This is a genomic window from Cupriavidus sp. H39 (assembly GCF_050271075.1).
In the GTDB taxonomy this organism is placed as follows: domain Bacteria; phylum Pseudomonadota; class Gammaproteobacteria; order Burkholderiales; family Burkholderiaceae; genus Cupriavidus; species Cupriavidus necator_B.
Genome location: NZ_CP189848.1, coordinates 3157458 through 3171588 on the forward strand (window position 1 = coordinate 3157458; position 14131 = coordinate 3171588).

General features: G+C 65.8%; 16 protein-coding genes. 9 read left to right on the top strand and 7 right to left on the bottom strand.

Annotated elements, in window-relative coordinates:
- The first annotated feature begins 114 nt into the window (after positions 1 to 114).
- Complete coding sequence (locus ACOCMH_RS29980) at positions 115 to 321, top strand: cold-shock protein (RefSeq protein ID WP_012353757.1); 207 nt, start codon at positions 115 to 117, stop codon at positions 319 to 321.
- Between the two features lie 234 nt (positions 322 to 555).
- Here ACOCMH_RS29980 and ACOCMH_RS29985 read toward each other — a convergent pair whose 3' ends face one another.
- Entirely contained in the window at positions 556 to 1017 is a 462-nt protein-coding gene (locus ACOCMH_RS29985) for a VOC family protein (protein ID WP_427311121.1), read from the bottom strand.
- A gap of 141 nt (positions 1018 to 1158) precedes the next feature.
- On the bottom strand, positions 1159 to 2409 hold the full coding sequence (gene icd / locus ACOCMH_RS29990; protein WP_427311123.1) for an NADP-dependent isocitrate dehydrogenase: 1251 nt from the start codon (positions 2407 to 2409) through the stop codon (positions 1159 to 1161).
- Between the two features lie 275 nt (positions 2410 to 2684).
- On the opposite strand from icd, the gene ACOCMH_RS29995 reads away from it, so the two are divergent.
- The 3 genes from ACOCMH_RS29995 (at position 2685) to ACOCMH_RS30005 (ending at position 4293) form a co-directional block, all read left to right on the top strand.
- Positions 2685 to 3353 carry a pseudouridine synthase gene (locus ACOCMH_RS29995; RefSeq protein WP_427311125.1) on the top strand — a complete coding sequence of 223 codons (669 nt, stop codon included), beginning with the start codon at positions 2685 to 2687 and terminating at the stop codon, positions 3351 to 3353.
- A 100-nt stretch (positions 3354 to 3453) separates the two neighbouring features.
- Positions 3454 to 3654, top strand: coding sequence for a hypothetical protein (locus ACOCMH_RS30000; RefSeq protein ID WP_427311126.1), 201 nt, complete (start codon positions 3454 to 3456; stop codon positions 3652 to 3654).
- 186 nt (positions 3655 to 3840) lie between these two features.
- A complete protein-coding gene (locus tag ACOCMH_RS30005) occupies positions 3841 to 4293 on the top strand; it encodes a DUF192 domain-containing protein (protein WP_427311127.1) in 453 nt (150 codons plus the stop codon).
- Between the two features lie 50 nt (positions 4294 to 4343).
- On the opposite strand, the gene ACOCMH_RS30010 is transcribed toward ACOCMH_RS30005, so the two are convergent.
- A complete protein-coding gene (locus ACOCMH_RS30010) occupies positions 4344 to 4829 on the bottom strand; it encodes a YajQ family cyclic di-GMP-binding protein (RefSeq protein ID WP_427311129.1) in 486 nt (161 codons plus the stop codon).
- A 125-nt stretch (positions 4830 to 4954) separates the two neighbouring features.
- Between ACOCMH_RS30010 and murB the strand changes: the two genes are divergently transcribed.
- On the top strand, positions 4955 to 5974 hold the full coding sequence (murB, locus tag ACOCMH_RS30015; RefSeq protein ID WP_427311131.1) for a UDP-N-acetylmuramate dehydrogenase: 1020 nt from the start codon (positions 4955 to 4957) through the stop codon (positions 5972 to 5974).
- 36 nt (positions 5975 to 6010) lie between these two features.
- On the opposite strand, the gene ACOCMH_RS30020 is transcribed toward murB, so the two are convergent.
- Both ACOCMH_RS30020 and argF read right to left on the bottom strand, forming a co-directional pair.
- On the bottom strand, positions 6011 to 6322 hold the full coding sequence (locus ACOCMH_RS30020) for a pyrimidine/purine nucleoside phosphorylase (protein ID WP_427311133.1): 312 nt from the start codon (positions 6320 to 6322) through the stop codon (positions 6011 to 6013).
- 79 nt (positions 6323 to 6401) lie between these two features.
- Positions 6402 to 7325 (bottom strand): ornithine carbamoyltransferase, encoded by a 924-nt coding sequence (gene argF / locus ACOCMH_RS30025; protein WP_427311134.1) that lies wholly within the window; start codon positions 7323 to 7325, stop codon positions 6402 to 6404.
- A gap of 440 nt (positions 7326 to 7765) precedes the next feature.
- Here argF and ACOCMH_RS30030 point away from each other — a divergent pair, with 440 nt between their 5' ends.
- Positions 7766 to 8065: a DUF3579 domain-containing protein gene (locus tag ACOCMH_RS30030; RefSeq protein WP_012353767.1), complete on the top strand. Its 300-nt coding sequence runs from the start codon at positions 7766 to 7768 to the stop codon at positions 8063 to 8065.
- Between the two features lie 106 nt (positions 8066 to 8171).
- Here ACOCMH_RS30030 and rpsT read toward each other — a convergent pair whose 3' ends face one another.
- Positions 8172 to 8438: a 30S ribosomal protein S20 gene (gene rpsT / locus ACOCMH_RS30035; RefSeq protein WP_010815010.1), complete on the bottom strand. Its 267-nt coding sequence runs from the start codon at positions 8436 to 8438 to the stop codon at positions 8172 to 8174.
- 336 nt (positions 8439 to 8774) lie between these two features.
- Between rpsT and murJ the strand changes: the two genes are divergently transcribed.
- Positions 8775 to 10325, top strand: a complete 1551-nt coding sequence (gene murJ / locus ACOCMH_RS30040; protein ID WP_427311137.1) for a murein biosynthesis integral membrane protein MurJ — start codon at positions 8775 to 8777, stop codon at positions 10323 to 10325.
- Positions 10326 to 10416: 91 nt separating this feature from the next.
- Complete coding sequence (locus ACOCMH_RS30045; RefSeq protein WP_171515831.1) at positions 10417 to 11265, top strand: SirB1 family protein; 849 nt, start codon at positions 10417 to 10419, stop codon at positions 11263 to 11265.
- Between the two features lie 20 nt (positions 11266 to 11285).
- On the opposite strand, the gene ACOCMH_RS30050 is transcribed toward ACOCMH_RS30045, so the two are convergent.
- The gene (locus tag ACOCMH_RS30050; RefSeq protein WP_035821236.1) at positions 11286 to 11939 is read right to left on the bottom strand and encodes a VTT domain-containing protein; all 654 of its coding nucleotides are present in this window, start codon (positions 11937 to 11939) and stop codon (positions 11286 to 11288) included.
- Positions 11940 to 12105: 166 nt separating this feature from the next.
- Here ACOCMH_RS30050 and mutL point away from each other — a divergent pair, with 166 nt between their 5' ends.
- On the top strand, positions 12106 to 14100 hold the full coding sequence (mutL, locus tag ACOCMH_RS30055) for a DNA mismatch repair endonuclease MutL (protein ID WP_427311140.1): 1995 nt from the start codon (positions 12106 to 12108) through the stop codon (positions 14098 to 14100).
- Positions 14101 to 14131: the final 31 nt, after the last annotated feature.

Below are 14131 nucleotides of genomic sequence, written 5' to 3' on the forward strand. Positions count from 1 at the left end.
GCGCGTCATCGCCGGCCGCATTTCAGCACGCGGCCAGCCATGGCGCCGCAGTCCGTGCCGTCTGGCTGGCAAGCTTCCCCGCTTGAAAAATCTGCTATTTCGTTGGGGGAGTATATGGCAAGCGGTATCGTCAAATGGTTCAATGACGCCAAGGGATTCGGGTTCATCAAGCCGGACGAGGGCGAAGAAGAACTGTTTGCGCACTTTTCGGCTATCCAGATGGCGGGCTTCAAGACGCTCAAGGAAGGCCAGCGCGTCTCGTTCGAGGTGGTCCAGGGCCCGAAGGGCAAGCAAGCCACCAATATCCAGGACGCCAGCTAAAGCGCGCCGCGACCGCATCCCCGGCCACAGAGCCACCGGAGCGGTCAACCAGGGTGTGGGGGATTCCCCCGGGACGGGACCGATGCCAGCGCCCCGCTGGCCGCCAAGGCGGCGCAGCGGGCACCGGCTCGCATCAGCTGCACGCACATCCGATGGAAAGCCCGGCCTGGCGCCGGGCTTTCCGGTTTTTAGGCGCCCTTGCGGCGATCCTGGCGGCGCCCCTTCGAGGCCGTTTCAGGCCCACCCGTCGATTTTCAGGCCGCTGGCCTGTTCGGCCTCCTCCTTGGTGACCTTGCGCACAGTCTGGCCAAAGGTCCAGACATGGCCCTCGGCATCCCGGGCAGTGTAGGTGCGGTCGCCATAGAACTCGTCCTGCGGCTCGCGCACGATGGCGGCGCCGGCGGCCCGGGCGCGCGCGCAATGCTGGTCGAGTCCGTCCGGCAAATGCACGTGCACCGTCTGGGTGTTCTTGCCGCCGATCGATGCCGGGCTGGCGGTAAAGTCGGCCCACTCGCTGCCCACCATCAGGTAGCTGTCGCCGAAACGCATTTCGGAATGCACCAGCTGTCCTTGCTGGTCGCGGATCACCATGACCCGCTCGAAGCCGAACGCCCGCTCCAGCCAGTCCAGCGCCGCCAGCGGATCCTTGTAGAAGAGTGCCGCGCCGAAGGCGGTGCGGCGGAAGGGATCGTCCATGCCAGTCTCCCCGGGCGGGATGCCCGTCGAACCCTGACGTTCTAGCCAACGCCGCGGCGGCCGGCAAGAAAAAACCCCGGTGCCGGGTATCCGGTACCGGGGCTCTGCCGACAGTTCGCCCGCTGCAGCGGGAGTCTGTGCTTACATATTGTCGATCATCACCTGACCGAAGCCCGAGCACGAGACTTGGGTCGCGCCTTCCAGCAGGCGGGCGAAATCATAGGTGACCTTTTTGGACAGGATCGACTTCTCCATCGAAGCAATGATCAGGTCGGCGGCCTCGGTCCAGCCCATGTGGCGCAGCATCATTTCAGCCGACAGGATTTCCGAACCCGGGTTGACATAATCCTTGCCGGCGTACTTCGGCGCGGTGCCGTGGGTGGCCTCGAACATGGCCACCGAGTCCGACATGTTGGCGCCCGGCGCGATGCCGATGCCGCCAACCTGCGCCGCCAGCGCGTCCGAAACGTAGTCGCCATTCAGGTTCAGCGTGGCGATCACCGAGTATTCGGCCGGGCGCAGCAGAATCTGCTGCAGGAAGGCGTCGGCAATGGCGTCCTTGACCACGATGTCCTTGCCGGTCTTCGGGTTCTTGAACTTGCACCACGGGCCGCCATCGACCAGTTCGGCGCCGAATTCCTTCTGGGCCAGCTCATAGCCCCAGTCGCGGAAGCCACCTTCGGTGAACTTCATGATGTTGCCCTTGTGCACCAGCGTCACCGAGGGCTTGTCGTTGTCGATCGCGTACTGGATCGCCTTGCGCACCAGCCGCTCGGTGCCCTCGCGCGACACCGGCTTGACGCCGATGCCCGAGGTGGCCGGGAAACGGATCTTCTTCACGCCCATCTCGTCCTGCAGGAACTTGATGAGTTTTTTCGCCTGCTCGCTTTCCGCGGCCCATTCGATGCCGGCGTAAATGTCTTCCGAGTTCTCGCGGAAGATCACCATATCGGTCTTTTCCGGCTCGCGCACCGGCGAGGGCACGCCCTTGAAGTAGCGTACCGGGCGCAGGCAGACATAGAGGTCCAGTTGCTGGCGCAGCGCCACGTTGAGCGAGCGAATGCCGCCGCCGACCGGCGTGGTCAGCGGACCCTTGATCGACACCACGTATTCCTTCAGCACGTCCAGGGTTTCATCCGGCAGCCACACGTCGGGGCCGTAGACCTTGGTCGACTTTTCGCCGGCGTAGATCTCCATCCAGGCAATCTTGCGCTTGCCGCCATAGGCCTTGGCCACGGCCGCGTCGACCACCTTGATCATCACCGGGGTGATATCGAGGCCCGTACCGTCGCCTTCGATATAGGGAATGATCGGATTGTCCGGAACACTCAGCGAAAAGTCCTGGTTGACCGTGATCTTCTCGCCGGCCGGAACCTTGATGTGTTGGTACATGACGTCTCCAGTACGGAACGGTTGTGACTGCCGCCGGTTCGTGGCCGGGCGGCGAAATTCGGGAGATGGCGCTGTGCATTGTAGCGGGCCTGGATGCTCGCCCATACTGCCGGGCATCATGCCGGCGCCATGCCTGACCGGACTCAGTCTTATATAAGACACAAGACCAATTTTGTATTATGCAGCAATTTTTCATCATCCGCCAATCGGGCCCGACCCCGATCCGGCCGCTCTGACCGACCTGCGCCCGCCTCGCTGCGGCATACTTGCGCCCCATGACCCTGATTGCCCTGAACAAGCCGTTTGGCACCATGAGCCAGTTCTCGGAACACCCGACGCGACCAACCTTGTCGTCGTGCGTGTCCGTACCGGGCGTCTACCCGGCCGGGCGGCTCGATGCCGACAGCGAGGGGCTGCTGCTGCTGACTGATGATGGCGCGCTGCAGGCGCGCATCGCGGACCCGCGCCACAAGCTGGAAAAAACCTATCTCGCGCAGGTTGAAGGCGTTCCCGATGCCGGCGCCCTGGCCCGCTTGCGCGCCGGCGTGGACCTGGGCGATTTCGTGACCCGGCCGGCCAAGGTACGCGCCCTGGAAGCCCCGGACTGGCTGTGGCCCCGCCATCCGCCGGTGCGCTTCCGCGCCGCCATCCCGACGGCATGGCTGGAGTTGAAGATCCGCGAAGGCAAGAACCGCCAGGTGCGCCGCATGACGGCGGCAGTCGGCTTCCCGACGCTGCGGCTGATCCGGGTGGCAATCGGTCCGCTCGATCTGCGCGCCCTCGGGCTGGGGCCGGGGCAAAGCTGCGAGGTGCCGCCGGCCGAACTGGGACTCCCGCAGGCGATGCGGCCGGAGCGCCCTATTCCGGCGCCCGCCGCGGGCGGTTCCAGGAACGCACGGGAGAACGACACCAAGCGGCGCTTTCGTTACAGAAGTTACAAATAGGGCGTCAACGGAGGCAGCAACGGCCTCGTTCTTGTCGGGGACACGTCTACCCACGCGTCACAACTTTTCCGACTGTTCTTATCCTTCGAGGTAATACGCCATGAAAAAACTGATCGCTGCACTGGTTGTTGGCCTGTTTGCCACCGGCGCCTTCGCCCAGGCCGCGGCGCCTGCCGCTGCCGACCCCGCAGCGCCTGCGGCCACCAAGCAAGCCCCGAAGAAGACGACCAAGAAGAAGGTCACCCACAAGAAGCAAAGCAAGAAGAAGGAAGCCGCTCCTGCCGCCACCCCGGCCGCTTAACCGGCGCGGATGTCCCCGCCGGCGCTGTGCCGGCAGTAGAAGAAGGCAGGCCGCCATCCCGGCGCCTGCCTTTTTTTGTTGCTTGCCCGTGGTGGCGTGCTGATGTCGTCCCGCGCGCGCCGTCATGCGGGCAACGTGCGTTATGCTTGCGGCTGCCCGACGCCGTGCCATCCCTGACTGACCATCATGCCCTTGCCGCTGAAAAGCCTGACCTCAAGCTGCTGCTTCCTGGTTGCCGCCCTGTCGGCCGCTGTTGCCAACGCACAAGGCGCAATGCCCGTGGCGCCGCTGACAGCCGGCATGTACGCGATCCAGGCCGAGGTGGCTGCAACGCCCGCCGCGCGCGAGCAAGGCCTGATGTATCGAAAATCGATGGCGCCCAATGCCGGCATGCTGTTCGTATTCGAGCAGAAGGCGGGCCACTGCTTCTGGATGCGCAATACCGAGCTGCCGTTGTCGATCGCGTTCCTCGCCGACGACGGCACCATCGTCAATATCGAAGACATGGCGCCGCGCACCGACAGCAACCATTGCCCGAAGGCGGCCGTCCGCTACGCGCTGGAAATGAACCAGGGGTGGTTCGCGCAGAGGGGCATCAAGGCCGGCGCGAAGATCGGGGGATTGCCGCAGCCGCGCTGACTGGCGGCCGCGAGCGGCGCCGGCACGGAAGCCGGCGCGGGCCGCGCAGTTCAGTCGCGGAAATTGTTGAAGTCCAGCGGTGCTTCGGACACATCCTTGCGCAGCATGGCGATCACGTTCTGCAGGTCATCGCGCTTGGTGCCCGACACGCGCACCGCGTCGCCCTGAATGCTGGCCTGTACCTTGATTTTGCTGTCCTTGATCATGCGCACGATCTTCTTGGAGAGATCGCCGGTCACGCCCTTCTTGATGGTGATCACCTGCTTGACCTTGTCGCCGCTGATCTTGTCGATCTTGCCGTAATCCAGGAAACGCACGTCCACGTTGCGCTTGGCCATCTTGCTGATCAGCACATCCTTGACCTGGTCCAGCTTGAAATTATCGTCGGCAAAGGCGGTCAGTTCGTTTTCCTTGTGCTCGACCCGCGCGTCGGAGCCCTTGAAATCGAAGCGCGTTGAGATTTCCTTGTTGGCCTGCTCGACGGCGTTCTTCACCTCGACCATATTCGCTTCGCACACTACGTCAAACGACGGCATTGCATTCTCCTTGTGATCCGTATGCCCGGAAGCCGGCCGCGCACGGCGCCTTCCGTATAATCCAGCCTACCTCGCAGTTCCGGGTTGCCTGCGCACCAGCGGCGGCCGCGTCACCTTTCTCTTGCATGGCAGATTTCCACGAATTCTATCCCCTGCGTCGCCACAATACATTCGGATTCGATGCGCGCGCGCGCTTTGCGGTGCCTGTGCGCAGCGAGGCCGACCTGCGCGCCGCACTGGCCGACCCGCGCGCCGAAGGCCTACCGCTGGTGGTGCTGGGTGGCGGCAGCAATGTCGTGCTGACCGGCGATCTCGACGCGCTGGTGCTGCTGATGGAAATCCCGGGCTACCAGGCCGAAGCCACCAGCGACGGCGGCGATGCCTGGCTGGTCACCGCCGGCGCGGGCGAGAACTGGAACGCGCTGGTCAACCGCACCATCGCCGACGGCATGCCGGGCCTGGAAAACCTGGCGCTGATCCCGGGCACCGCCGGCGCGGCACCGATCCAGAACATCGGCGCCTATGGGGTGGAACTGCGCGAGCGCTTTGCCGGCGTGCGCGCCTATGACCGGCTGGCCGGCACCTTCGTCTGGCTGGATCTGCCAGCCTGCGAATTCGCCTATCGCGACAGCCTGTTCAAGCGCTCGGGCGCCGGGCGCTACATCATTACCGCGGTCACGCTGCGCCTGCCCATGGCATGGCAACCGGTGCTCTCCTACGGCGAACTGGCGCGGGAACTGGAGGGCCAGGGGGCGCCCGCCGCGGCCACCATCCGCGACGCCGTGGTCGCAATCCGCTCGCGCAAACTGCCCGACCCGGCGCAACTGGGTAACGCCGGCAGCTTCTTCAAGAATCCGCTGGTGAGCGCGACACAGCGCGACGCTCTGCTGCAAGACCATCCGGACCTGGTCAGCTATGCGCAGCCGGACGGCACGTACAAGCTGGCGGCGGGCTGGCTGATCGACCGCTGCGGCTTCAAAGGCCTGACCGACGGCCCGGTGGGCGTCTATGGCAAGCAGGCACTGGTGCTGGTGCACCACGGCGGCGGCACCGGCGCGATGCTGCTGGCGCTGGCCAACCGCATCGCCGATACCGTGCAGGCCCGCTACGGCGTGCGCATCGAGCCCGAGCCGGTGGTGCTGTAAGGCTGACGGGCCAGCCTGGCTGGCCCGCCGCGCCGGTCACGCGAAGTGGCAGACGTAGTCCAGCGTCTCCAGCACCTCGATGTCGAAGCTGCTGTTACCCGGCACGTTGAACTGCTGGCCGGCGCCATAGGTCTGCCAGGCTTCCGCGCCGGCCAGGCGCACGCGGCAGCTGCCGGCATTGATTTCCATGATTTCGGGCGCGCCGGTGTTGAAGGTCAGCGCCGCCGGGAAAATCACGCCCAGCGTCTTGCGGGTGCCGTCCGGGAACAGCACGGTGTGGCTCACGCACTTGCCGTCGAAATACAGGTTGGCTTTCTTGACGACCGATACGTTGTCGAACTGGCTCACTTCCATCTCCTTCACTGTCTTGAATCAGACGTAAAAAGAGGGGCCGTGGCGGCCCCTCCTCTGTGCATTCCGCGCGCGCTCAGTAGCGGCCGCAGAGCAGGTATTCCATCAGCGCCTTCTGCACGTGCAGGCGGTTTTCCGCCTCGTCCCAGACCACGCTCTTGGGGCCGTCGATCACGGCGGCCTCGACTTCCTCGCCGCGGTGCGCCGGCAGGCAATGCATGAAGAGCGCGTCGGGCTCGGCGCGGTCCATCATCGCGGTGGTGACCATCCAGTCCTTGAAGGCGCGCTTGCGGGCGTCGTTCTCGGCCTCGAAGCCCATGCTGGTCCACACGTCGGTGGTGACCAGGCTGGCGCCCTGGCAGGCCGCAAGCGGGTCGTCGAAGACCTTGACCAGGCTGGCGGCGGACGCCGGCACCATGGCCGGATCCAGCTGGTAGCCGGGCGGCGCCGAGAAATGGAAGGTGAAGCCGAGGCGCTCGGCGGCCTGGATCCAGGTGTACGCCATGTTGTTGGCGTCGCCGATCCAGGTGACCGTCTTGCCGCGGATGCTGCCGCGCTGCTCGATATAGGTGAACACGTCGGCCAGCACCTGGCACGGGTGGTATTCGTTGGTCAGGCCGTTGATCACCGGCACGCGCGAATGCGCGGCGAAGCGATCGATGATGTCCTGGCCGAAGGTGCGGATCATGATGATGTCGACCATGCGCGAGATCACCTGCGCCGCATCCTCGATCGGCTCGCCGCGGCCCAGCTGCGAGTCACGCGTGTTGAGGAACACCGCATGGCCGCCCAGCTGGTGGATACCGGCTTCGAACGACAAGCGCGTACGCGTGGAATTCTTCTCGAAGATCATGGCCAGCGTGCGGTCGTGCAGCGGGTGCCAGGTCTCGTAGTTCTTGAACTTGGCCTTCAGGATCCGCGCGCGGTCCAGCAGGTACTCGTACTCTTCGGGAGTGAAGTCGCTGAACTGGAGGTAATGCTTGATCGGGGTTGAGCTCATAAAACAAAGAAGGCGGCTCGGTGGGGACGCGCCGTCACGAACTGTGACCCACTGTTCATGACCCAAGCGCGCCGCGGAGCCGCCTTTTCGCGTCGCATACGCAATTTAACTGCAAGGATCATAAGGGATTATTTCTGCTTTGGCGAGCCCGGATCAACCCGGCCACGGCCTCCCGGCCGGTTGCGCTGACAGCTTCCTGACAGGATTTCGCCCTTATGCGCAACTCTTATATAAGATATAATACTGGCTGATTCACGCGGGGCCCGGCATACCCATGCCAGTGCCCGCCGCCGGCATCAAAAGTGCCCCTGCAGGACACCGACGCCCCGCCTTCCGGCTGGAACCAGCGCGAACCAATCGCGTCCCGGCCGCGTCAAACGGGCGCCCCGTCCAGCGGGCTTACCGTCGAGTCATCCGCCTCACCCGCAGTGTCCAGCCTCATGAACCCCAACGTTCGCGAATACTTTATCCAAGGCATTACCAAGGAAGGCAAGACCTTCCGCCCGAGCGACTGGGCTGAACGACTGTGCGGCGTGATGGCGCAGTTCCGCCCCGAAGGCGACAGCGGCGATCCGCGCCTGACCTACTCACCTTATGTGCGGCCGATCTTTGCCGGCAACGTCAAGTGCGTGGTGGTGGACGTGCGCTTGCGCGACATCGAACCCAAGGCGCTGGACTTCGTGCTGAACTTTGCCCGCGACAACAACCTCCAGCTGGTGGAAGCCTGCTCGCTCGAATAAGCCCGGCGGCACGGCGCCGGAAAAAGCAAAAAAGCTCGTCGGATGACGAGCTTTTTTGTTGGCGCATGCGCCGGTGCTGGGCCGCCTGGGGCGGCCCGCGCAGCTATCAGGCAGCCATCGACTTGATGGCAGCCGACAGGCGCGACTTGTGACGCGCAGCCTTGTTCTTGTGCACGATCTTCTTGTCGGCGATGCTGTCGATCACGGCTTGCGAGTTCTTGAAGATCTCGGCGGCAGCGGCCTTGTCGCCAGCGTCGATGGCCTTGCGGACGGCCTTGACGGCGGTACGCAGACGCGAACGCAGGCTGGAGTTGTGAGCGTTCTGGGCAACGGCCTGGCGGGCGCGCTTGCGGGCTTGTGCGGAATTTGCCATGTAAAAATATCCTGAATTCAGATGCGTGCCGCGGGGGACACAACAATTAAGTCATATCGAGCGACCCGGGATGCACTGACACACGAATCCGGAACGCAACTGTCCTTGTGAATCGGTGATTATACACAGATGCCGCCACACATGGCAAGACTGCAGGGACTTTGCCGGCGCAGGGATGCGCGCGGGGGCGATCGGCGGGACGATCCGTATAATAAGCGCCACATTGTGCCGGGCCACGTGGCGCGCCGGCAGCTTTCCTGCCCGGAGCGCGTCTCAGACGCATCCCGGCCTGCGGTGCCCCGGCACCGGTCCACCGTCCCGCACCCCGTCCGCATCTTGAACCTGCTCAAAGCGCTCGCCACCATCAGCAGCCTGACGATGCTCTCGCGCGTCACTGGCCTGGTGCGCGAGATCCTGATCGCCCGCGCCTTTGGCGCGTCGGACATGACCGACGCGTTCAACGTGGCCTTCCGCATCCCCAACCTGCTGCGCCGCATCTTTGGCGAAGGCGCGTTTTCGCAGGCCTTCGTGCCGATCCTGGGCGAATATCACACCAAGCGCGGCGATGCCCCGACCAAGGCCCTGATCGACGCCGTCGCCACCGTGATGACCTGGGTGCTGATGGGCGTGTCGCTGCTGGGCGTGATCGGCGCGCCGCTGGTGATGACGGTGGTCGCCACGGGTTTTCGCGGGCAGGCCGATACCTACACCGCGGCCGTGTTCATGACGCGGGTGATGTTCCCGTATATCGGGCTGATCTCGCTGGTGGCACTGGCCTCCGGCATCCTCAATACCTGGCGCAAGTTCGCGGTGCCGGCCTTTACGCCGGTGCTGCTGAACCTGTGCCTGATCGTGGCGGCGCTGTTCGTCGGCCCCCATATGGACCAGCCGATCTACGCGCAGGCGTGGGGGGTGCTGGTCGGCGGCGTGCTGCAACTGGCGATCCAGGTGCCGGCACTGCGGCGCCTGGGGGTGATGCCGCGCATCCGCTTCAACCTGCGCGCGGCGTGGTCGGATCCGGGCGTGCGCCGCATCCTGCGCCAGATGGGACCGGCGTTGCTGGCGGTGTCAGTTGCGCAGGTCAGCCAGATCATCAATACCAATATCGCCTCGCGGCTGGCGGCGGGCAGTGTTTCGTACCTGACCTATGCCGACCGGCTGATGGAATTCCCGACCGCGCTGCTGGGCGTCGCGCTGGGGACGATCCTGCTGCCGAGCTTGTCCAAGGCCAACGCCTCGGGCGACCATGCCGAGTACTCGAGCCTGCTCGACTGGGGCCTGCGCCTGACCTTCCTGCTGGCCGTCCCCTGCGCGGTAGGGCTGTTCGTGTTTGGCGCGCCGCTGACCGCGGTGCTGTTCAACTATGGCAAGTTCGACGCCCACGCGGTCGAGATGACGCGCCAGGCGCTGGTCTCGTATGGCGTGGGGCTGATGGGGCTGATCTCGATCAAGATCCTCGCACCCGGCTTTTATGCGCGCCAGGATATCCGCACCCCGGTCAAGATCGCGCTGCTGGTGCTGGTGATCACACAGGCCTGCAACGTGGCATTCGTGCCCTGGATCGGCCATGCCGGGCTGGCGCTTTCAATCAGCGTGGGGGCCACGCTCAACGCGCTGCTGCTGTTCTTGGGCCTGCGCCGGCGCGGCCTGTACCGCCCCGCGCCGGGCTGGTGGCTGTTCCTGGCGCAGTTGTGCGCTTCGGTGCTGCTGCTGTCCGGCATGCTGCTCTGGTTCGCGCGCAACTTCGACTGGATCGGCCTGGGCGCGACGCCGCTGCTGCGCATCGCGCTGCTGGCTTCGTGCCTGGTACTTGCAGCGGTGGTCTACTTCGGTACACTGTGGCTCATGGGACTGCGCTACTCTGCCTTCAGGCGCCGGGCCGGCTGATGGGTCAGCGGCAACTGCCATTGCCGGCTGAGCGGCCGCCAATGGTGACCCACGCTGCGCGCGGTGCCGGCGGCTGCACCGGGAAACCGACATGACATCCACCAAAGTCCTGGATTATTTCGCCAGCCTCGTGGCCGACGAAAACGGCATCCCGCTGACCGAGACCGCGCTGTCCGTCGCGCAGGATGCCTACCCCGACCTGGACCTGCAGGGCGAACTGGCGGCGCTGGACGTGCTGGCGTTGCGCCTGAAGCGCAGGATCGCCGAAGGCACCCCCGCGATCCAGCGGCTGCGATTGCTGAACCATTTCTTCTTTCGCGATCTCGGCTTCGGCGCGAACGCCAACGACTACTACGACCCCGACAACTCCTACCTGAACGTGGTGCTGCGCCAGCGCCGCGGCATCCCGATCTCGCTGGCGGTGCTGCACATGGAGCTGGGCCAGCAGATCGGCCTGCCGCTCAAGGGGGTGTCGTTCCCCAACCATTTCCTGCTGCGGATGACGATCCCGGCCGGCGAAGTGATACTGGACCCGCTCACCGGCGAGACCCTGTCGAAGGAACAGTTGCAGGAAATGCTGGACCCATACCTGGAGCGCGAGGGCATCAGCGACGCCAGCCAGGTGCCGCTGGGCCTGTTCCTGCGCGCGGCGAGCCACCGCGAGATCATCGCGCGCATGCTGCGCAACCTGAAGGCGATCTATCTGCAGGAGTCGCGCTGGCAGCGGCTGCTGGCGGTGCAGAACCGGCTGGTGATCCTGCTGCCGGGGTCGATCGAAGAAGTGCGCGACCGCGGCCTGGCCTATGCCAACCTGGAGTGCTTCCGCCCCGCGCTGGCTGACCTGGAAGCCTATGTCCAGGCCCGCCCCGACGCCGCCGATATCGGCCAGATCCGCGAACGCATGCCGGCGCTGCGGATGATGAGCCGCAGCCTCAGCTGACGCGGCTCAACTGACGCGGCTCAGCGCTCGACGCGCGTGGGCCGGCGCCGGTTGCCGCGCACCAGCTTCCACAGGCCGCCCAGCACCAGCGGCACCACGGCCGCGCCGATGCCGGCCAGCACGATCAGGTTCAGGTACTGGCGGATGAACGGCAGGTTGCCGAAGAAATAGCCGGCAAAGACCAGGCCAACCACCCACGCCACGGCGCCGACCACGTTGAACATCTGGAAGCGCGCGAAGGTCATTTGCGAGACCCCGGCCACGAACGGCGCGAAGGTGCGCACGATCGGCACGAAGCGCGCCATCACCAGCGTCTTGCCGCCGTGCCGCTCATAGAAGTCATGGGTGCGGCGCAACGCATCCTGGTCCAGGAAGCGCCACTGGTGGTCGAATACCTTGGGCCCGATCCAGCTGCCCACCAGGTAGTTGACGGTATTGCCGGAGATGGCCGCCACCAGCAGCAGGCCGATCAGTGCCCATTCGTTCATGGCCCCGGTCGCGCAGAAGGCGCCGGCGATAAACAGCAGCGAGTCGCCCGGCAGGAACGGCAGGACCACCAGCCCGGTCTCGGCGAACACAATCAGGAACAGGATGGCATAGACCCAGTGGCCGTACTGGTCGATGACCGTGCCGAGGTATTTGTCGACATGCACCAGCATGTCGATGAGCTGCAAAGCGAGATCCAAGTCGTTCCCCGTGTGGTGTATTGACTGTTTCGTTTCCATGCGGCGCCGGTGTCCGAGCCACGCCGCCATGGCCTGAATCATACAAGAGCGGCCGCGCCTTTCCCTCACCTCGGCAACCCGTCTGCGTGGGGGAACGTCCACGTATAATCGCCGGATGCCAGCCTCCCCTTCCAGCACCGCCTTGCGCACCACCCAACAACCGCGCCCGATCCGGCCACTGCCGGACCAGCTCATCAGCCAGATCGCCGCCGGCGAAGTGGTGGAACGGCCGGCGTCGGTGGTCAAGGAACTGCTGGAAAACGCGCTCGATGCCGGCGCCACGCAGCTGGGCATCCGGCTCGAGGAAGGCGGCGTGCGGCGCATCGTCATCACCGACAACGGCTGCGGCATTCCTGCCGCCGAGCTGCCGGTGGCGCTGATGCGGCACGCCACCAGCAAGATCGCATCGCTCGACGAACTCGAATCGGTGCTGACGCTGGGCTTCCGCGGCGAGGCGCTGGCCTCGATCGCTTCGGTGTCGCAGCTGTCGCTGACCAGCCGCACCGCGGCCGATGCCCATGCGACCCAGGTCAGCGCCGACTCGGGTACGGTGCAGCCGGCTTCCGGCGGCGTGGGCACCACGGTCGACGTGCAGCACCTCTACTTCAACACGCCAGCGCGCAGAAAGTTCCTCAAAACGGAACAAACCGAGCTGGGCCACTGCCTGGAGATGGTCCGGCGGGTGGCGCTGGCACGGCCGGACGTGACCGTCTCGGTGCACCACAACGGCAAGCCGCTGGAGCACTGGAATGCCGGTGACGTCGCCACCCGCACGGCGCAGGTGCTGGGCACCGACTTCGCCCGCGCCCGACTGGCGCTGGACGAGCACGCCGACACCCTGAGCCTGTATGGCTTTGCCGGGCTGCCCACTGCCTCGCGCGGGCGGCCGGACCAGCAGTACTTCTTTGTCAACGGCCGCTTCGTGCGCGACAAGCTGCTCAACCATGCGGTGCGCAGCGCCTACCAGGACGTGCTGCATGGCGACCGCTTCCCTTCCTACGTGCTGTGCCTGGACCTGCCGCCGGAGATGGTCGACGTCAACGTGCACCCGTCCAAGATCGAGGTACGCTTCCGCGAATCGCGCGCGGTGCATCAGTTTGTCTACCACGCGGTGCAGCGCTGCCTGGCGCGCCAGGCCGGCGCCAACGGCGACAGCCTGCATACCGATGCCGACGGCGTGATCACGCTGCCGCCCGGCGCTGCGTCGCCAGCCGGCGCAACGCCGCAGGCCGCCGGCGGCGCGGGCCAATGGATCAACTATTCGGCGGCACGGCAGACCGAACTGGGCATTGCCCAACCGCGCCAGGCTTACCTGGGCATGGTGCGCGAAGCCACGGCACCGGCGGCACGCCCCTACGGCACGCAGGGGACGGCTTCCGCCGGTTGGGCCGGCGCGTCGGCGCAACCGCCGGCATGGCTGGCCGACGCCCAGGCCGCGCGCGCCGAGGATCCGCCCGGCCTGCTGGACCGGCTGCCGCCGGTTCCGGCCATTGCCGATGCCGACCCCCAGGCCGGCGCGGCCGACGAACATCCGCTCGGCTATGCCATTGCCCAATTGCACGGCATCTACGTGCTGGCGCAGAATGCGCGCGGACTGGTGCTGGTCGACATGCACGCGGCGCACGAGCGCATCCTCTATGAGCAGATCAAGGCCGGACTCGACGCGCGCGACCTGGCCGTGCAGCCGCTGCTGATCCCCGTCACGCTGCCCGCCAGCCCGGTCGAGATCGGCGTCGCCGAAGAACACCAGGAGACGCTGACGCTGCTGGGCTTCGATATCGCCCCGGTGTCGCCGACCACGCTGGCGGTGCGGGCGGTGCCGGTGCTGCTGCAGCAGGCAGACGCCGAAGCGCTGGCGCGCGACGTGCTGCGCGACCTGCATGCCTACGGCGGCTCGCGCGTGCTGGCCGAGCGCCGCAACGAACTGCTCGCCACCCTGGCCTGCCACAGCGCGGTGCGCGCCAACCGCAAGCTCACCGTCGAGGAAATGAACGCGCTGTTGCGCCAGATGGAGCAGACCGAGCGCGCCGACCAGTGCAACCACGGCCGGCCCACCTGGGTGCAGCTGAGCGTGGCCGAGCTCGACCGGCTGTTCCTGCGCGGGCAATAAGCCGCGCCCCTCCCTGGATTCAAGGCTTGTC